This window comes from Bradyrhizobium sp. NBAIM01 (assembly GCF_020194115.1).
Classification (GTDB): Bacteria; Pseudomonadota; Alphaproteobacteria; order Rhizobiales; family Xanthobacteraceae; genus Bradyrhizobium; species Bradyrhizobium yuanmingense.
On the sequence record NZ_JADYVU010000001.1, the window covers coordinates 986123 to 1004999 of the forward strand.

Annotated in this window: 17 protein-coding genes; 11 read left to right on the forward strand and 6 right to left on the reverse strand. The window is 58.8% G+C overall.

Annotation, left to right across the window (positions count from 1 at the left end; all coding sequences use genetic code 11):
* Positions 1-1382 precede the first annotated feature (1382 nt).
* A complete protein-coding gene (locus I6F31_RS04460; RefSeq protein WP_225184799.1) occupies positions 1383-1721 on the reverse strand; it encodes a hypothetical protein in 339 nt (112 codons plus the stop codon).
* Between the two features lie 748 nt (positions 1722-2469).
* A complete protein-coding gene (locus I6F31_RS04465) occupies positions 2470-2769 on the reverse strand; it encodes a hypothetical protein (protein WP_225184800.1) in 300 nt (99 codons plus the stop codon).
* A gap of 729 nt (positions 2770-3498) precedes the next feature.
* On the opposite strand from I6F31_RS04465, the gene I6F31_RS04470 reads away from it, so the two are divergent.
* From I6F31_RS04470 to I6F31_RS04515, 10 genes are all read left to right on the forward strand, one after another.
* Positions 3499-3840, forward strand: a complete 342-nt coding sequence (locus tag I6F31_RS04470; protein WP_225184801.1) for a hypothetical protein — start codon at positions 3499-3501, stop codon at positions 3838-3840.
* 159 nt (positions 3841-3999) lie between these two features.
* The gene (locus I6F31_RS04475) at positions 4000-4341 is read left to right on the forward strand and encodes a hypothetical protein (protein WP_225184802.1); all 342 of its coding nucleotides are present in this window, start codon (positions 4000-4002) and stop codon (positions 4339-4341) included.
* A complete protein-coding gene (locus I6F31_RS04480; protein WP_225184803.1) occupies positions 4334-4594 on the forward strand; it encodes a hypothetical protein in 261 nt (86 codons plus the stop codon). Before I6F31_RS04475 ends, I6F31_RS04480 begins: the two co-directional genes overlap by 8 nt.
* Positions 4595-4677: 83 nt before the next feature.
* Positions 4678-5262, forward strand: a complete 585-nt coding sequence (locus tag I6F31_RS04485) for a PAS domain-containing protein (RefSeq protein WP_225184804.1) — start codon at positions 4678-4680, stop codon at positions 5260-5262.
* A gap of 217 nt (positions 5263-5479) precedes the next feature.
* Entirely contained in the window at positions 5480-5596 is a 117-nt protein-coding gene (locus tag I6F31_RS04490; protein ID WP_346656469.1) for a hypothetical protein, read from the forward strand.
* On the forward strand, positions 5593-6198 hold the full coding sequence (fixJ, locus tag I6F31_RS04495; protein ID WP_225184805.1) for a response regulator FixJ: 606 nt from the start codon (positions 5593-5595) through the stop codon (positions 6196-6198). The genes I6F31_RS04490 and fixJ overlap by 4 nt, the downstream gene beginning before the upstream one ends.
* A gap of 476 nt (positions 6199-6674) precedes the next feature.
* On the forward strand, positions 6675-7259 hold the full coding sequence (locus I6F31_RS04500; protein WP_225184806.1) for a hemerythrin domain-containing protein: 585 nt from the start codon (positions 6675-6677) through the stop codon (positions 7257-7259).
* Between the two features lie 695 nt (positions 7260-7954).
* Positions 7955-8698, forward strand: coding sequence for a nodulate formation efficiency C protein (locus tag I6F31_RS04505; protein WP_225184807.1), 744 nt, complete (start codon positions 7955-7957; stop codon positions 8696-8698).
* A 742-nt stretch (positions 8699-9440) separates the two neighbouring features.
* Entirely contained in the window at positions 9441-10337 is an 897-nt protein-coding gene (locus tag I6F31_RS04510) for a thermonuclease family protein (RefSeq protein ID WP_225184808.1), read from the forward strand.
* Positions 10334-11068 (forward strand): carbonic anhydrase, encoded by a 735-nt coding sequence (locus tag I6F31_RS04515; RefSeq protein ID WP_225184809.1) that lies wholly within the window; start codon positions 10334-10336, stop codon positions 11066-11068. Before I6F31_RS04510 ends, I6F31_RS04515 begins: the two co-directional genes overlap by 4 nt.
* 487 nt (positions 11069-11555) lie before the next feature.
* Here the strand turns inward: I6F31_RS04515 and I6F31_RS04520 are convergent, their stop codons facing one another.
* Positions 11556-12800 carry a DUF418 domain-containing protein gene (locus I6F31_RS04520; protein ID WP_225184810.1) on the reverse strand — a complete coding sequence of 415 codons (1245 nt, stop codon included), beginning with the start codon at positions 12798-12800 and terminating at the stop codon, positions 11556-11558.
* 346 nt (positions 12801-13146) lie between these two features.
* Positions 13147-14652: a glucan biosynthesis protein G gene (locus I6F31_RS04525; RefSeq protein WP_225184811.1), complete on the reverse strand. Its 1506-nt coding sequence runs from the start codon at positions 14650-14652 to the stop codon at positions 13147-13149.
* Positions 14653-15838: 1186 nt separating this feature from the next.
* Between I6F31_RS04525 and I6F31_RS04530 the strand changes: the two genes are divergently transcribed.
* Positions 15839-16093 (forward strand): hypothetical protein, encoded by a 255-nt coding sequence (locus tag I6F31_RS04530; protein ID WP_225184812.1) that lies wholly within the window; start codon positions 15839-15841, stop codon positions 16091-16093.
* 272 nt (positions 16094-16365) lie between these two features.
* Here I6F31_RS04530 and I6F31_RS04535 read toward each other — a convergent pair whose 3' ends face one another.
* Both I6F31_RS04535 and I6F31_RS04540 read right to left on the reverse strand, forming a co-directional pair.
* The gene (locus I6F31_RS04535; protein ID WP_225184813.1) at positions 16366-16707 is read right to left on the reverse strand and encodes a helix-turn-helix transcriptional regulator; all 342 of its coding nucleotides are present in this window, start codon (positions 16705-16707) and stop codon (positions 16366-16368) included.
* A 1455-nt stretch (positions 16708-18162) separates the two neighbouring features.
* A complete protein-coding gene (locus tag I6F31_RS04540) occupies positions 18163-18474 on the reverse strand; it encodes a hypothetical protein (protein ID WP_225184814.1) in 312 nt (103 codons plus the stop codon).
* Positions 18475-18877: the final 403 nt, after the last annotated feature.

The window sequence follows — 18877 nt, forward strand, 5'->3', positions numbered from 1 at the left end:
TTTTGCTAGCTTTATGACGGGGGTCCGAGCCTTCGAATGAGCTTTGAGCTCCTTGACATCTGCCTTCGTCCACTCGCGCCGCTTAACGCGTTTCTTGGTTGCTTTTTTCACGATGAATGCTCCTTTTGAGACAAGCGGCTTGTAACATAGTTTTTCCGGAGGGACGATCGTAAAAAAGGGGCAATCATAGGAACTCGCGCCAGGGTATAAGCTCGGTAGTGTCTTCACGCGGTGTTCGCGGGCTTCGTTATGATCAAATGCAGCCCTCAATCGACACCTTTCTACTCGAAGCTAAGCAGGTAGACTAACATGTTCTGAAATGAGCAAGCCAATCAGGATGAACCTGAACAGCTCCGACTCGGTGAGATTAGTCATTTGAATTGAGCCTAGGGCGATCAAACATCGAGGCGGTGTGAGACATCGTGGGGTCTCTTGCTGTGGTCGCCTTATGACGATTGGCCGCTGTGTTATCAAGACGCCGGAGCTCCCTCGGGCTGCGCTCGATTACTAGATCAGTCTCGTCTTCGTGCCCGTCGTCCGAGCCCGGCTCAACGGCTCGGGGAAGGAACAGCTTTGTCTTCTTTTCAAGAAGGACGTGAAAACGGAAAGACGTTCTGCTTTCAGCGTTCGCTCTGATTTCTTAGAGAGAGGCGGCCGACGTGAAGATCACGGGCTAGGCTTCAGCTTTGATCCCGCGGTTTCGTCGAGTTCGCTTTTGGTGTGATGTGTCGATATCTTGGGTAGAGGGACCGCGGACCTTTGATGGTCCTCGACTCGAGCGAGCCTATCAGTGAGGTTCACGCCTGCCGAGGTCACATCCGGGAATGCGCGACAGATAGCACTCGGTCGTCCTGATGCGGCCCCGCAATTAACGCCCCTCCACCCCAATCTCAGGATCGTAATGCCCAGCCGGGAATAAGGTGTTTGCTGAAAGAGCAGTACGACAAGCCTTCCAGATGACATGCTGAGGCCATATCGATGGCTTCGTAAGAAGCCAGACTCCACGTCAGAACGCCAGAGGCGGTCAGAGCCTTGAAGGACAGGCAGAGCCCCTCGCCAGGCGACGTCGTCAACCACTACGCAGGTTCTCTCCACTGATTTGCCTGAACGACTCGCCTTCATCTCGTAGGCCGGCGCCTTCGCAAGATTGGTGGAGCCGGCCTTATGGAAGGCGCTGATGTGCACGAAGACGTCAGCTCCTGCATCCTCAGATTTACTGAACCACCTCACAGTACCCATCGCCACCGCATTATCTCCAAACTGAACTTGCGCGATCTATTGGGAGCACATCGAAATGAGCAAGGCTTGAGTGACAAGCCGTCACGCCGACAGCCCTTTGCCCGGGCTCAATCGCTTGCCGGGAGCGCTTTCCGCGCGCGCGCTCATTCACGGCTGAGACACCAGGGTGGTAGTTGATCTTCAGGTTCTTGCGCGATCTGCCGCTCAACCTGACCTCGCATAGTACCCCGATCGAGCTGTTCGAGCGTCTCAAGAGCCTTCCTTCCCTCCTCGGTGATAATCCAGCACCCAGCCTCTCGCTCGATCAGCGTTTGGCCGAAAATATCGAGTTGGGGCGCGCGGCCCGCGATGCGCTTCATACGCGCCGGCCACTCTGGGCCGCTGCTATAATAAATGGCCAAATGCTGTTTAACGACTTCGATGCCGGCCCGGCCGTGCGGCTGGCCCGCAAGCATCTTCAGTATGGACAGCTGAAAACTCACGCGTGCATGCAATCGACTCAAGGAAAAGCTTCATAATACTTGTCCTGCGGAAAAGCGCTGCGCCCGTACGCCCCGTTTCAAAAGAAAGCTCGCTCGTTAAGACTGATGAAGCGGGGTACCCGCCCGCGGTCGATGCGGCAAGCAAGGTTCTCGACGGCATCGGCGACACCTGCCCGACTTGTTTCGAAGAACGGATCAAGGTAGATGCCGCCTTGGCTACGCGTCTGACGAGCGCCCAACTGCGGCCTTCGACCGATTTGAGATCAAACTACGTCGGTGGTAACCGCGCTGTTGCACATCTTTGCGAATGAGTTCGCTCACTGAACGCACCGCCCGCTTCTTTCGCTTCCAGTTGCCGTCCAATCCCACGGGGATCGCGAAGCCTCGCGGAACGACCAAAAGATCGTGTCTTCCGTTCAAATAAATATCGAACATGCCGTCCCTCGTTCGACACGAGCGTAGATCGCCGGTTCATCTATTTGGTGACATGGAAGCAACAGTCGCGTCTTAAGGCTCTACACGGGTTTTCTCCGGATTGCCCTCACGTGAACGTGCATAGAGCGGAGGCTCCGGCCTGCATTGGCGCGAACAGGTATCAACAAGCGCCGCGGGGCGATCCGTTGTCAACCGGTCACGCCTGTCCACGGCAGAATGTAGTACACCAAGACATCGGTGCGATCCGGATCGCGCCTAGTTCGCAGATTGACGCCGCAATTCAATTGCGCGGACTTTCCCGGCCAAACTCAAGCTACCGCCCAATGCCAGCTTGCAGTGCAGGCGGGGTTCGAAGTTCTATCACATCGGCGAAGACTGTCCAATCGCGGACGCTCTTTTGCTTGCAGAAATCGTTCTCCGCCTGCTGTGCAGCAGCACTCAGCGAGGCGGCGTCGACCTTGAACGCTGCCTGACAGGCACGATGCTCGTGGCCCATATCGTCACAAACGGTCTTAATGAACCGAACGTTAAATGAAGGCATGGTACGATCTTTCCGTGGTTGCTTATCCTCCATTCTGCCATTCGAGCCAAGAGAGTATTTGATCTGCCTCAAGCAGCATCCCGAGAGGTTGTCCTCTCCCGAGGTGTGGTCAAGACTTGAGCGGCGCGGCGCGAGTGCTCCTGTTATCCCGGAGATCCCGCGATCGCTTTCTGTCCGAGCTCGCGGATCTCGCTTTTTTGTGTAACGGCCGCGGGACAGCGCCGTCTGGTCCGCTCATGCCCTCGAGCGATAAAAGTGAGGCTATGATCGAGAACGGTCTCGAACAGACGACTGAGAGAGCAACATGCGCCGTCAAGCCCGAGACTGCCGGCTGTTGATCTCTATCGATCCCATACTCGATCAAGGCAATATGGAACCTCGACGCCGCGAACTCTACGCGCGATAACTGGTGGATTCACGAGGCATTGCCGCAAACACCGGGTCATTGGCCAATCACCCGGCAGCGACATTTCTGACGCGCGGCGGCTGTGGCTATCGACGGCGGGACCTGCGCGCACGTGATCGTAGGCATGAGGCGAACCGCGCCGAGCCGATGACAGGCTTTCGCAGCCAACATTCCGATGAGCCCAGGATTTCAGCACCAAAGCCTATGGCAGCGATCAGCATGGGCAAGGCTACCGATTATGCGAGGAACGCGATCAATTGAGCATCTGCTTGCCGGCTATCGCAGCATTGAGCAAAAATTCATGCGTCCCCCATCCGCGTGCAGTGCGCCTCAAGTCAACCCGGCTACACGCTGGCGTGTTGCGGAAGAACGGAGGCTCTGGCGGATCGGCTGAGTTGGGACATGTCGTCTGCCAACGCCTGCCCGGCTCGCAGCGGCCGCTCGAGCTCGGCCATTCTGGACGCGCATCGGCAATTTTTGACCTGTATCAATACTGTAGCGGCCGCCTACTGATAGAAGTGATCTTCCCGTCCAAGGTCAGATACATGGCAGAGCGAAAGACTTGGCGCCCCATCATCTTTTCATGTCCAGATACCGGCGACCGAGTTCAAGGACTGCTGCCGGACTCACCCGAGCCGCGTGCCGATAACCTGCACCCGATATCCTGCGCTGCCTGCGATGGCGTCCACTTCATCGACCTGCGGACCGGGGCGATGATCGATGCCGAGCGCAGCTAGGCCCATCCGAATGGTGTCTAGCGAATTCCGACGTCTTCCCGTTCTCGCTTTTGGGAAGCCGCCCCGCTTGCAAGGGCGCGGCCGACGTCATCACGAGCCAACGCCCACGCTCGCCTCGTGGGACAAGGAGATTTGGTCACCAACGGAGGATGTTTCGACATGACGGACCACGGCGACATTTGCCACGGCAGGGGCCAGATTGCGGGATCGGAAGGCCAGTTTAGCTGCCGCAGAACAGCGATGAATACGAACTACCGACGGCTTGAGCTGATCCAGATCAAATCGACCCAAGCCGGGCAGTGTTTTCGCAGCGGCAATTCTAATATTTCAGTTGGCGAGCAGATCATGTCCCAGCACGATAGGTTCAACAGCGCCACGGCCGATAAGACCCGGGCCGCAGCTGAGGCGATCGAGACCACGCGCCACCTGGACTATACTGCGCTGAGCCTGTCCGGGTGGCGGCCATGCGATCTCGTCCGTGGTGTTCAGAAGGTTGCCTGAATTGTCAGCCCGCAGCGATGAACTCCGCCCAAGGTCTATTGGCGACCTGACCTGGGAGCGACTCGAAACGGCGCCACCCTTTGATCGGGATCTGGAGATTGCAGTGATCGAGGGCAATACCATTCACCGGGTGGTCTTTCCTTGCCGCCGCATCTTCGGCGGCTGGATCAAGGCAAAGTCCGGAGAACACGTCACCGTGCAGCCGACGCACTGGCGCATCTGGCCGAGTAGCGGCGTTCAACCTACACAATAGATGGACGTGACTTGAGGCCCCGACTGCGTCCGGTGGCCTCTCGTGGGAAACAATTGGATCAATGAGAGGACCTGACGGGAAACATGGTACTGCTATCTGCTCTACTCATCATCAGCGTCGCCTTTCTTGCGAAGGGCCTTATCAACGATTCCGCAAACATGATCGATATCGCGGAATTCACGCTATGTGGTCCCCTCCTTGGCTTCATGGGCAATTGGTCGCGGCGGGAGTCAGAGCAGGCGCAGTATAGGCTAGCCCATCTGCAGTTGAACCGGGACATCACGCCGGAACCCATCATTATGCTTGAGGAGAAGGGCGTCATTCGCTCGTTCAGCGGCGCGGCAGCGCAGTTATTTGATTGGCCCCCTCACGAACTGGTTGCAACGAATGTATCGAGCTTCGTGCCGGAGCCCTACTGCGCCGAGCACGGCCACTACCGAACGTCATCTGACAAAAAGGCGAGCGGCACATCATCGGCGTCGGCCGCATCGCTCTGCGGTTCAACGATATCAGCCAGGCGCCTGCGGGAATTCGGCGCCAAGAGCGAGACGGAGCACGCTGTGGAGACTCCGCTCACGCTCATTGAAGAAGCTGTGGCTCCGGCTGCTGTCGGCCCCAAGGAGCAAGCCGTAAGCGTGGCTATCCGCAACGCGATCTGCCATCGATAATCGTCGCCGAGATCCCGATTCAGCAGGTCGCGCTGAACCTGATACGCAACGCAATCGAGGCCATGGCTTCCTGCCCTCGCCGCGAATTGACCGTCCAAGTTGTCAAGGTCCATAGGTTTACCGTTGCTGATAGGCGACCCCGCACCAGCGCTACGCCGAGCGCCTGTTCCAACCCTGTGCCACGACCAAAGAGCATGGCACGGTTCTAGGGCTATCAATCTGCCGCACGATCATAGAGACATATGGCGGACATGTCGTCGCGAAAGTAAACCCGGGCGGCAGCACGATCTTTCAGATCACCGCGCCAGTTGCGGAGCTTAGTGAAGAGATATGATTGCGCGGCGCATTCTTGTGATCGACGATGACGCGGCGATTCGGGACTCGCTCGCGTTTCTGCTTGATGTTAACGGCTTCTACGTAGCAACCTATCAAACGGCGACCGCGTTTCTCAATGACATCGCGAGCGGTCCGGTTGACTGCATTGTGTCAGACGTCCGCATGCCAGGTATGAGCGGTCTCGAACTGGTCCGCAAATTGAAAGCCGATCGCGTCGAATGCCCCGTGGTTCTGATAACTGGCCATGGCGACGTATCGCTCGCAGTCGAAGCGATGAAAGCGGGTGCGGTCGACTTCATCGAAAAACCTTTCGAAGAGGAGGTCCTATTGCGTGCAATCGATAGCGCCTTGGAATCCCGACTAATAAGGCCGGCCGATGAAGCAGCGAAACTGCGGGCGCAAGCTCGCCTCGCGGGCCTCTCGTCGCGCGAGCGTGACGTCCTGCAGGGGCTTGTAGCCGGCAAGATTAACAAGGTGATCGCCCATGATCTCGGCATCAGCCCAAGGACGGTCGAGGTTTACCGCGCGAACCTCATGGCCAAGGCCAATGTCCGCAGCATGTCTGAGTTGATGCGAATCGCCATTACCGCAGGACTCTGACAACCGCGCAAATGGCGCCGATGGCTTATTCATGTATCAGCCTCGACCTGCTGGTGATAGGCGGCTAGGGCCGTTCTCGAATGCAAGAAAAGCTACTCGGCGGTATCGCGGGAGATATCCTTCATGCGATCACCATCTCATTGCTGACGTTGCACTGACGGCAAGAATTCCAGATGCGGTCAAAACGTCGTCGCAATCGACGTCATCCCCATTCAAGGTGCCCTCCTCACGGGGCTTACGTGTAAATACTTAGGGGCTTCTACCTAGGGAAAACATCCAAATTTCCCGGTTCGTCAGGAGCAGCCAATCTGCGTCCATCGACGTTCGCAACATAGCTCCGCCACGCAGGTCAAGGCAGTCAGTGCTACCGAGACCGGCCGTCATCGGACCGGCGTCTTGCGTGGACAACTCAAGATCGTGGACCGTCAAATGGCAGAAACTCTTCCAGCCTACATTGTGCCTCCAGGAGCACCGCAATGATCATGGATCTTTTGCTTCGAGAGCATCGCAACATCGATCTGCTTCTGGTCGTTCTTCAACGCGAATTGGAGATTTTTGAGAAAGGGATCCGTCCCGACTATGAGGTCATTCGCGCGATTATCAGCTACTTCGAGGTGTACCCGGAGGTGTACCATCATCCGCAGGAAGACTTGATTTTTGCCAAGCTCAAGGCTCGCGATCCGGATATCGCTACAATCGTCGGCGACCTCGCCCTGGAACACCAGGAGGTCGTCCATCGTTTGCATCACTTCGCGCAAGCTATCGATGCCATCCTCGCGGACCGTGAAGTCCTTCGGCAAGACGTCGGCAACATCGTACGGGACTTTATCGTACGCGAGCGGCACCACATGATGTGGGAAGAACGAGATTTCTTTCCCGCCGCCCTGAAGGCTCTCTCGGCTCAAGATTGGACCGAAATCGCTTCCGCCCTCACCGATCATGGAGATCCGCTATTCAGCAAGGCTGCGGCAGCGACTTCCGATGCAGTAAGAGCGCATATTCTGCAATTGGCGCAAGAAGCTGAGGCCGAACGGAGCTCGGTCGCGCTTTCGTCCGCCTAGGCCGGTAACCCGCGACACGGCGCCCAAACGGCTGGGCGGTGTTGATTGCTGCTGGAAGTCAACCTCATGCTCGTCCGAAGGAAATAGGGATGCTCGGCGGCGTAGGCTGCCGTACGCCAGAACGGCTTCCGCGCAATATGATCGCTTGCTCGACCACCGGAGCAAACGGCAAGGCCGAGCCTTCGTGAGCTCTGGGTCCGGCACGTTCCACAATGTGACCGTAGGTCGCTTGCGCTCCCGATATTCTCAATACGAGCCTTGAGATCATAAAAATGCGCGGCTGATGTAAAAGCCGCGATGGATGGGCTGGATCGAACGATCGGAACGTGCGCAAGTCGGAAAGTCGACAAAGAGGACACGAGGCCGGTGCGAATTGCCGTCTATTACCTGGCACGAACAATGCAAATCCTCGACATGCCCAGGCTTCTCCTGCTGGGCATGTCCAGACGGCAATTAGGGCTGCCGCTGGAGACTGAGGTTAGCGGCGCGTGACATAGAGGGGAGCGCCTGCTCGCGCGGGCCAAAAGCGGGCACCCCGTCGCGTCGCCGCTAACTTCTTGCGCTCGCATAAAAGGGGACGTTGCCCGCTTGGAATAACGCGTGGATGAAAACCAGGTAGGCCAACGGTTATGAAGATAATGTCTGGAAGCCGCGCGCCATGGTTTTGTCTCGGTCGATCTCTGATTTGCCTTGCGGTGCTGGCTGCCACGAGCAACAGTGTCCGCGCGAACGACAGCGCCCTTATCGAAAGAGTCAAGTCAACGTGGCGAGCGCAAGACGGTGAAACGATAGAACAAATTCTTTCCAACGTCTCCAAGGTGGCACAGTTCGTTCCTGGAACGTGGGGCGTAGCTCAAGGAGTTGACCGAAATGAATATGTTTTCGTTTCGTGGACCAGGCACCGGGACAGTAAATCAGACGAACAGTACGTTATCACCTGGAAGATCGCGCTCGACGGAACGGTTGAACTTACGTCGACCTATGCAAAGCCAATGGAATTGGGCTGGCGCGCCCTGGCGCTCTCGTTGATCGCCAGTGAAGTCTCGGATGGCGAAAAGGACGCAAATCTTCGCTTTCTTCATGATCCGGCAAACTTCAACTTTGTGACGACCATGCAAGGCCAGCTCGGCACTCTTCTGCGGCAGGGCCGCTGCACTATCGTTGAACCTGTTGGAGTGGACTACTTGCCGAAGCCGAACGACGAGGTGACCGAGAAAGGCGGTGTGTGGCGCGTTTTGCTTTTGGTGAACTGTAACATCCCAGGGCCCCGTTTTTTTACCCACAACGGGGTCATCACTTTCGAGAAGGGCGAAGGACAAGATTGGCAGCCGCAATCCTCCCTTGCCAAGCGCATCGCGGCCTTTCCTCCTGGCTCCTGGTTCGATCGCATAAAGCCAAAGAAACCGGAAGGATTGGAGGGGCGCAAAAGCCTTCAGTAAATGGTCACGCAGCGAGGGCCTGGTCAGATCAGCCGATCTACTGGGTGAGTATGTAGCACGCCGATCGAGCCTCGACGATCGATGACGCTTGCTTACCCGGAAAAGCTGCATCGGTCCGCCTGGCGCTAATATGCGGTCATGACTACGCAAGAGTGGCCGCCCGTCGGGCCGCCTGCGTCATGAACAATCTGGTCCAGTTGTCCGAACGCCGCGCCGGCACCACGATCAGATGCAGCGTGGGGCTGCGAAAAGCCATGACGCGATCGGCATCAACCACCAACCGGGCTGGCTCCACGAAAGAGGGCTCCGGGTTTTGCGGGGTTTGCGCAAATGAGATAGCGACCCATTTACGCGGCGAGCGTTGAGCTGAACTCCGTGGCGCCTTTGTCCAGACCGGTCCGGGCAAGCGAGATCAGATTTCTTTAGAACATTGGAGTCTTCGTGACGAAAATTTACGGCGAAGTGTCATCGCGTCGTCGAACCCGTCGGCAGCCTTCTGTCTGCCGATGAAATTTGGCACGAAGCGTCGCAAGGCCGCTCCTCCACGCCTGACTTCCGCTCGGCCGCCGAGCATTCACGCTTTTTGTTCAAGCCCGTGAGAAACAATGTTCGAAGGTTCGGATTTCTCGTGCATCGCGAGTTGGGGATCTCTTTGTTAGGACGAGCCGGTGCAGTGCGCGCCCACTGAGAGAGACCGGCAAGCCTCGAAGGGTACCGAGACACGCACACCGGAAGAAATCGCTTGAACCTCACGCTGCGTCAGGTCGTAAGTAGGAAATTACGACAAGCTTTTACAAAGCACACGTCGAACGATGCCGGCGCAATAAAGGACATGGTGCGGTCAAGCAGTCGAATGCGGCGGGGGGGGCGGATCGTGCGTGAACATGGATCAAGAGCGAAAGGTTATTGTCGGATGAAACACCGCGTAATGAAGGTCGCATTGCTCGCGGTCACCACATCTCCGGTCTGCGCGGCCACACTCAGCGGCGCTCCGCGCATCATCGACGGCAATACGATCGATATCGAGCAAACCACGGTCCGGCTCTCAGGCATCGAAGCACCTGAGACTGATCAGATTTGCCTCGACGCCCGCGGCGGCAAATGGGCCTGCGGCGTAGCTTCTCGCGACGAGCTTATCAAGCATTCGAACGGGCGAACGTGGGATTGTCATACCACAGGACTTGATAAGTACGGGAGGTCACTCGGCAGGTGCTTCATCGAAGGCGAGGATGTGAACGCCTGGATGGTACGCTCGGGCTGGGCACTATCATGGGGTCCATCTATCCCTAGCTACGCTGTATCCGAATTGGTGGCGAGTACAGCCCTTGGGGGGCTGTGGTCGGGGGCGTTCATCGCGCCTTGGGAGTGGCGTCGCCGCAACAGGTGGACGATCATCGTCGGCGCGAGCTCCGTTCCGGTCGACGCTCGGCAGCTCCTGCTCGGACCCGCTCTGCTATCGGACCCGCCGTCGCCCGAGTGCCTGATAAAAGGCGCCCCGGACCGCAACGGCGATCGGATTTATCACCTGCCCGGACAACTAAGTTACGGACAAATCGAATTGGCGGAGAAGCCCGGTGGGCGCTGGTTATGCAGCGAAGCGGAAGCCGTGGCCACCGGGTGGCGTAAAGCGACGCGATGAGGCAACACGCATTGTCCTATCCGACCGACATCGCGCCTTCGCGCCGCTCGCTATTGCTCTTCGCTTGTTCGGCGGCTTGCCTGCGCCTTAGCAACAACATTGTCGATGCGAAGGAAACAAAGGCGCCGCCCAAGCCTGATAACCTGCTCTCGCCGGATGCTGCGCTGAACCGGCTAATGGAAGGGAATAATCGCTATGTCCAGGGTGCATCACGAGGCGGTGATTTCAAACGCGAGCGCCAGGTTTTGGTCGATGGGCAAAATCCATATGCGGCCGTTCTGAGCTGCGCCGATTCACGTGTGGCGCCTGAACTTGTCTTCGACAGCGGACTTGGTGATCTGTTTGTCTGCCGGCTCGCCGGCAACTTCGCCAACCATGACACGCTCGCCAGTATGGAATATGCGGTCGCCGCGCTGAACGCGCCGTTGATCCTGGTACTTGGCCACAATCATTGCGGTGCGATAGACGCCACGATCAAGTCACTCCACGACGGTAAGCCGCCGTCGGGGCACATTTCATCCCTTGTTGCTGCTCTTGCACCCGCAGTTAAAGGATCTCTCCAGCAAAGCGGTGACACGTTCGCCGATGCGACCCGACAAAATGTAATGGATAACGTCAACAAACTCAGATCGACTGGGCCGATTCTGAACGCGGCAGTTGAGCAGAGCAGACTGAAAGTCGTCGGGGGCCTGTATCGGCTCGACACCGGCAGGGTCGATCTGCTGAGCTGACGCTGGCGCCTTCGCTCGGCCGGCTAAACGTTTGCCGCTGATACAGGGCTTCGGTCGAGTTCAGCGTAATTCGCGCGTCCATCGGCGGCATCAAACGCACCGAATACAATCCGATCCACAATTGCCATAGCTTCGGGAAGACCTTTGGTATGCGCGGCCTCTTGATTCTCCTTCTATTCTACGCACTGATGTTGGCAACGCGAGGCCAGTACCAAGAAACACACATACCGCCGCCGACAGCATTCATACTTCCACGTTGATGCGCTAGGCCGACAGAGGTGGTTCTAGCGGCAGATTGCGGTACGAGGCACTAGCCTAGACTAGGCCGTGTACTCATTAAGCAGCTGGCCGCCCAGATGTCGGCTCTACCCCAACAGCGGCGAGAAAGCGGACGTCTCCCGAGGTCGCTGAAGGGCCAAAACCAGCCGTACCCACTTGGGCGGCTTCCGCTTGAAGCAGAACGCAGCTTGGGTATCTGGGGGCCGCATCAATCCGCTGCGGTCGCGCGCATGATCGCTAAATTGATCGTTGCCCGCATCGGCTGCGGTACCCCATACATGCACGAGCGCCAGAGCCACTCGACAGGACCGAACCGATAGCGGCGCAGCCACCACGCGCTGAACACCACCTGCGCGAGATACACGAAAATGCCGATCGCCAGTGTCGCGGCCACGCCCAGCCGGCCAAACCGGCCTAGACCATAGCCGTAGAAGATCCAGCCGCAGATCACAGATTGCGCCAGATAGTTGGTGAGCGCCATGCGGCCAAGCGGCGCGGCCCAGCCCAGCATCCTCCGCCCGCCCGAGAGGTTCACAGCGGCGATGACTGCGGCCGCATAACCCAGGGCCAACACGACCGCGCCCAGCTGTTCCACCGGAAAATGCGCGCGCCCGAGCGACGGCCAATCGAAGAGCTCTTGTCCTGCTGCCACGAGACTCAATCCGCCGCCGAGAAGAATGCCAAAGATTGCGACGACGAACAGCAGGCGCCGGTTCGCCGAAGCCCGACGCAAAAACCCGCTGCGCCACACGAAGGCGCCAACCAGGAACAGCGCGATAGTGCACGGAAAGGCCATGACGTGCAGCGGAAAGATCGCCGGCACCTCGCGGATCCGGAACGCGAGCACATCGAAAAATCCGCCCGTGCCGTAGGCACGCGTCGCGTCCGCGGCAAGAGCGGCCATCCCGGCTGCACTCGGCAGCGGCACGATCGGCGGGAACAGCAGCATGGTCACGTAGAGCCCTAGGAGCAGCAGGGCTGCACCCGCCATGAGCCACCGCGCGCCGCCGAGGAAGGGCAGCACAACGAAGCCCGCCAGCGCATATTCGACGAGAATGTCGCCGTCCCAGATCAAATAGAGATGCACCAGGCCAATTGCCAGCAACACCACCAGCCTGCGCACGAGCAAGATCATGCGCCGTGCATTGTCCGCAAGCCGCTCGAATTGGATGGCGAGGCCGACGCCGAACAGCAGCGAGAACAGCGCAACCGCCTTGAAGCCGACGGCGACCGTCAGCACAGCGTCGACCGCCCGGTCGAGCGGCCCCGCGTTCGGCAAGAACGGCGCGAAGATGGAGACCCGAAATATGGTCACGATGTTCATGGCGAGCACGCCGAATAGGGCCAAGCCCCGCAGAACGTCAATCGCGTCGAGCCGCTCCGACGGGCTCATCGGCTTTGGAGGTGCGTCACTCGCCGGCGCGGTTCGTGAGCCGATGCTTCCGCCGTTCATTGCAGGACTCCCCATTTCCGATGGAGAGATTTAGAATGGCGCCTTGTGCCGCGTCACACTACCTGAATTGGGGGCTCGAAATCTCTGCTGTTACGGAGAAGTATCTATGGTTGTCTGAATTTCGCCGTTTGAACGATCCGATGGAAGGATTCTTCCAACCAGACGTTCAGAAGTTTATCGACACCACGGGGTGGACTAAGGGAGTTCTCCGCAGCCCAAAATGGAATTTGTTGCTTTAGCGACACCAACGACAACGAATTAATGTGGGCGCAGGCCCCGGGTCCAACCCGCGCTCCCGCCAGGCGCTGAGTCGCGATATCGCCGGCAATCGGCCGCGGCGCCGTGCTCAGGGTGCCCATCGGTAGACCCAGATTTCCGACAAGGGCTTGTCGCCTTCTGCCAGAAACGCCCGCAGCTCGATGGGCTCGCTTTTCACCTGGCACTGGAAGCTCAACCGCCACCCACCGGTGTGGGGATTGGGCTGCGTGACGATGTTCTTCACCTCGGACTTTTCGGCCGTCACGACGCCTTTGACAGCGGCAGGATCGATGCCCTTGAGGTCGTCGCCGAGCAGATCGAGCACGAACAGGCGCGCATCCTCGCCCCTCGCCCCGATGCCGCTTCGCGTGAATCTGGCGAGCGAATGCGGCTTCGGGCTATCCGGCCCCCAATGCAGCCGATAGGTGTAGTTGTGTTCGCCCTTGGCCGGCAGCGGGTTTTTCGGCCGCCAGAATGCGGCGATGTTGTCGTGGACCTCCTCCTTGGTCGGGATCTCGAACAGCACGACCCCGCCCTCGCCCCAATCGCCGATCGGCTCCATCCAGAGACTTGGACGTTTTTCGAAGCTGGATTCGATGTCCTGGTAGGCGAAGAAGTTTCTCTCCCGCTGCATCAGCCCGAAGCCGCGCGGATTGAGATCCTGGAAGGTGCTGATCTGGAGATCGCGGGGATTGCTGAGCGGCCGCCACAGGCTTTCGCTCTTCCCATTGAAGATCGCAAGGCCATCGGAATCGTGGACGGAGGGGCGGAAATCGTCGATATCGTTGCGGTCGTTCGGACCGTAGTAGAACATGCTGGTCATGGGCGCGAGACCGGCGCGCGGCATCTCGACGCGCGGGTAGACCGACATTTCGACATCGAAGACCGTCGTCTCCCCGGGCCGCACCGTGAACCGGTAGCTCGCGGCGCAGCTCTTGCTGTCGAGCAGGGCATGGATCACCAACGATGTCGCACCCGGCGCCGGCCGCTCGAGCCAGAACGTCTTGAAGAGCGGAAATTCCTCGCCCTTGGCTTCGCCCGTATCGATCGAAAGTCCCCGGGCGGAGAGCCCGTATGTCTGCCCCTTGGCCACGGCACGGAAGTAGCTCGCCCCTAAGAAGACGCAGACCTCGTCGTAATAGTCGGGACGGTTCATCGGCGCGTGTATCCGGAAGCCTGCGAACCCGAGATCGATGTCCTCGAACGCCGGGACCTTCTCGCCGAAGGAGAAGTCCGCCTTGCGGTACTTGAGCTCGGATGCCTTTCCGTCCGCGACCTCGAAGACGTTCACCCTGTTCTTGTAGAAGAAGCCGCGATGGAAGAACTGCGCTTCGAATGGGAGATTCTTGCCGCGCCAGAGCGCCCGCTCGGGCAAGAAGCGGATCGAACGATACTGATCGTAGTCCAGGTCCTTCAATCCACCCGGGAGCTTCTCGTCCGGCGCCTCGTACGGCTTGCCCGCCAGCCTCCGCGCCAGGTCCCTCACGGTGGACGGCCCGAATATGTCATCCGAAGGGGCGGCCAGACTGGATCGGGAAGCAAGCAGCAACGCCGGCAGCACTGCCGACCCTTGAACAAGCTGGCGTCGGTTCACGTGCTCTCCTACTCGCTTGCAAATGCCGCGGCCAAGCAACGGCCATGACGCCCGCGAGTTCCACCGGCCGGCCAGCGAGGGCAAGTGCGCAAGGGCCAGATCACCAGAAAACGGACGGAATTCGGTGGGTCGCGAGCTTCCGGCGCCATCGCGGAACGGGGATCGCCGGCGCAGGTCTTGGCTTCGTGCGCCTTCTGTGCTCGGAGGAGAAAGGCGCGTCTAAGATACACCGATTCAGCTATCCCCCCGTCTATGCGACGCCTCGTTCTCCGCGATCACCGTATGGCTCCGGAGCAGAGGCTGCTGGAACCCCGCAATCCTTCCTCAGTCCTCCGCTTATATGGGTACCCACCCGCACATCCGGGCGCCTCGATAGCGGCTCAGTCCGACTGTGCATCGGAGCCACAGAAAAGCGATAGTCTTGCGATTTCAACGATTTATCCTATCATCTCAACAGGACGAAACACGAACATGTGCACTCCAAACTAGCCGAAATTGCACACGTTTGTGCCCGTTTTGACCTCTCGGTGCACACGTAGCGCACAGGAATTGCGGAGTGCACACGGCCATGGCCAGCTTCACTCAGTTGCCCTCCGGGAACTGGCGCGTCCAGGTCCGCCGCAAGAACCGCTATGTGGAGACCTTTCGCCGTCGCAAGGATGGTGAAGATTGGGCGCTCGAAATGGAGTGCAACATCGACCGCCGTGGATCACCGAAGCCAAAGGCCGCTGCACAGGTCCGTACGTTCGTTCGGCGACATCATCGATCTTCACGTCGAAGATATGGACGAGGTGGGCCGCCCTCCCCGCCGTTCTAAGGCAGCTGTTTTGGAGGCGCTGAAGGAAGCGTTGGGAGCAGTGACATTGTCCCAGCTCAATCGTGAGCGGCTGATCGTATTCGGTCGAAAGAGAGCGAAGCAAGGTGCTGGGCCGGCGACACCGGCAATCGACTTCTCATTCATCAGAACTGTTGCCACATATGCTGCGCGTTACACGGCATCGAGGTCTCCGCCGAAGAGGTTCGATTGGCGCGCTTCGCAATGAAGCATTTGGGTCTTGTCGGCAACTCGGAGGGCGAGACCGGCGGCCGCCCCAGGATGAGCTCGATGAGCTGATAGAATACTTCGAGCCAATCGTCGGCAATTCATCCCGATGGGACGCATCGTTCGGTACGCCGTGGCGACAACATGCGGCAGGAAGAGATCTGCCGGCTCGACTGGCCCGATGTCGATATGCAAAAGCGGCTCCTGATTATCCGCAACCGCAAGGATCCTCGGGCCAAAGACGGCAACGATCAGAAGGTCCCTCTTCTTAATCTGACTGGGTATGATGCATGGGAGATCATGCTCCAGCAGCGCATCATCACCAGAGGTTGGGGACGCGTATTTCCGTACAATCACCGCTCAATAAGCGCCGCATTCACACGAGCCTGCGCGAGTTGAAGATTGAGGATCTGCATTTTCGATCTGCGTCACGAAGGCACCAGCCGTCTTTTCGAGGCAGGGCTCTCTATTGAAAAGGTTGCGTTGTACGGGCCATAAGGATTGGCGTACGTTGCGGCGCTACACCAAATTGAATCCCGAAGAGCTTCACAAGCTCCAAGCTCCACAACCCACTCTCGAGGAATTCATCCAAGCGCTCACCCACAACGAAGGTGCGATGAGAGCTGCACGGCGATAGCGACCTTAAGATACAAAGTTCTGAGCAACATCGATCAACGCCTCATCGTCGCCAGCCTGACCACGTCTTCAGGCTTGCGGTTCGCAGCGCGAACAAGATGAATGTCCGAGTCGCCAACTTGCTCGCCGAAGAGGCGCGCGACCGGAATGTCCAGGGCACGCGACAACTTCATTACCGTCGCGATAGATGGAGCTTTGGCGTCCTTCTCGATCCGCGAGAGAAATCCCTTATTGAGGCCCGTTGTCTCCGCTAGTTCATCGAGGGTCATATTCTTCTGCCGACGGCTCGCCCGCAAGCGAGCGCCTATGCGTCCCGCGGCGGCCGTGTCGACATTTTCAAGTCTCTGTGTCGCCAGCGAACTGGTCTTCTTGATCATTGCCATCGCGCTGTCTGCATCCACCGGCAATCTATCCGCTCGGCGGTGAACCACTCCCATTTGATCGGAATCGTCTAAGCTAATAATCAAGTCTCAGTTTATTGCGAAAGAAAGGCGCTTCGAACGCCCTCCTTTCCCCGGGGCCAACAGGTTCCGAGAAGAGGCCCAGCTCTGATCGAGCCTTGGGGGACAACTCGTTGCCTTTCCAGCAACAATTGGTCCACACGCGAGATTTGTCGAGGTCGTGCCCTTGAACGAGGTGCAGCAGCGCTGTGCGGCGGCCGTCAAGATCTACCAAAATTGACCGAAACGACCGATATGAGCCCTGATTCTTTCGCTGCTCGCCGTCAATCTTTCGGTCTTCGCACTTGCCGAGCGCGCTGCGATGAGCTCCCGGAGCCTTCAGTCGCGCGTTCACGAACGAGATGATGGACTCCTGCTCGCTTCGTCAAAAACATCAGGATCGAACCGGTCCGCATTCTTCTGGAAGCAACCCGCTGTGGTTCGACAAATATCTCACGTGTTGGATTCGGCAGCCCGGCAAACATGATCCGCGCCTTTCAGACGCCGCCTGCGGAGTGTCGGCAAAACGTGAACTGCCCGGCAGCAGCTCCCCAGACGTTCGCCGGCACCAGAACAACGGGCCAACCACGCAGTGTTCTGACCGTGGCTTCCGCCTAACCAACCAACTCCAAAGAGCATGCTCACATTGGCTGTGATGAGAGTTTTCTTGACCTCTCGGTGCACACATCGTGCACGCCGCCTTCTAAGCAATTGACAAACTTGTCGCTCCAATCCAGCACGGGAGCGCTTCACAGTCGATCCCGGCAAGCTCAGGCCAGCACTCTATAAACTCGCGGTTCGCCCATGTGGTTGTCCAGCCCCAGCAGACTACGAGCGGAGAAGGCTTTGCCCTGCCATTCTTGGCGCGCAGAACGCACGTGCAATCGCCCCGTTCACTCGACAGCTGCGGCTCGATGAACCACGTGGACAGGAACCATTCCTTTATTACTTGGAAGCCGCGCGCTGCCTGGGGCGCCCCGACTGGTATGCCTGCATCTTGTCGCAGCCCCCGACAATGAGAGCGACATGTGGGCCTCCGTCGCGAGGTCATCAGCGAGGACCCGCGCGACAAGCCCCGGGCCGAGCCGGACTTTACTGATGGCATACGAGCCCTCGCTCTGGCCGAACGAGGCGACGAAAGAGTGATCGACCTTGATCTTGTTGGTAGGACACGCTTCGAGATAGCACGGCGACGAATGTGCTGTTCCGATATTTTCGAGCGCGACCGCAAGCTGATCGAGCTCGCAAAGAGCGTTGATGCAGTCCAGGACGGACGCATCATTATCGAGAGATCAACGCATGGTTTCTTTTACAGGCTGAAAGCCAACGCAGCGGAGTTCAGAGCCGGGATCAGGCACGCGGCGGTTGGCTCGAGCCGCACGAGAGCGACACTCATATGCGGCTGCTAGAAGGAAAAGGCTCGCTTCCGGAGTAGACCACATCGGCCCCAGCCTGGAGGTTTGTCCGGATCGAAAAATGAGCTGGGACCGAGAGGTCTGCCGCTGTCTGGTCGGCAAACACTGCTTCCTGAAGCACCAGCCCCAACGTTTGGGCTGGCACCTCGGTCTCACGCCAGAAGGTGGCATGGACGGCGATGGTTGGATTCCTGAGGACGGCGATCCGGGTAAGCCCCGGCACGAACTCCTTCAGGAGCTGTACGCGCTTCGCGACGATCGCTTCATTGAAATAGCTTACGCCCGTCACGTTTCCTCGGGCCGGGCCAGGCTGGCGACTAGGTCGAGCGCAACGGGGTTAGGCGTGACGATCACTTTAGCCGGTGGGCATGAGCCGCCAGCCACCCCCGGGTGGTTTCCTATCACTCTCGTGGCCATCTCAGACAGCCCCGCTGACCGAAGTAACGCACCAGCGGCCGCGCTCGCAACCCGGCGGCCCGAAGATCCGGATGCAGGTCTGCTTCCGTTGCGCGGAGCCGATCGGCGACCGCGACGAGCTAAAGGCCTGCGGCAAATCGGTATGCTGGCGCGGGCCGAGCGAGCGCATAGCCAAAGATCCTGACTGGCAGTGCGGTGTCCCCGGAGAAAACCCCGGAGTTGCGCTGCGGCGCAACCTAAGCCGTTGTTTGTTAGCGGATAATTTCTCAGCGCCC

Excerpts from the sequence above, each read along its gene's own strand:
- I6F31_RS04475 (WP_225184802.1), top strand. The coding sequence starts at position 4,000 with ATGACGGACCACGGCGACATTTGCCACGGCAGGGGCCAGATTGCGGGA.
- I6F31_RS04485 (WP_225184804.1), top strand. The coding sequence starts at position 4,678 with ATGGTACTGCTATCTGCTCTACTCATCATCAGCGTCGCCTTTCTTGCG.
- fixJ (WP_225184805.1), top strand. The coding sequence starts at position 5,593 with ATGATTGCGCGGCGCATTCTTGTGATCGACGATGACGCGGCGATTCGG.
- I6F31_RS04500 (WP_225184806.1), top strand. The coding sequence starts at position 6,675 with ATGATCATGGATCTTTTGCTTCGAGAGCATCGCAACATCGATCTGCTT.
- I6F31_RS04515 (WP_225184809.1), top strand. The coding sequence starts at position 10,334 with ATGAGGCAACACGCATTGTCCTATCCGACCGACATCGCGCCTTCGCGC.
- I6F31_RS04520 (WP_225184810.1), bottom strand. The coding sequence starts at position 12,800 with ATGAACGGCGGAAGCATCGGCTCACGAACCGCGCCGGCGAGTGACGCA.
- I6F31_RS04530 (WP_225184812.1), top strand. The coding sequence starts at position 15,839 with ATGCGGCAGGAAGAGATCTGCCGGCTCGACTGGCCCGATGTCGATATG.
- I6F31_RS04535 (WP_225184813.1), bottom strand. The coding sequence starts at position 16,707 with ATGATCAAGAAGACCAGTTCGCTGGCGACACAGAGACTTGAAAATGTC.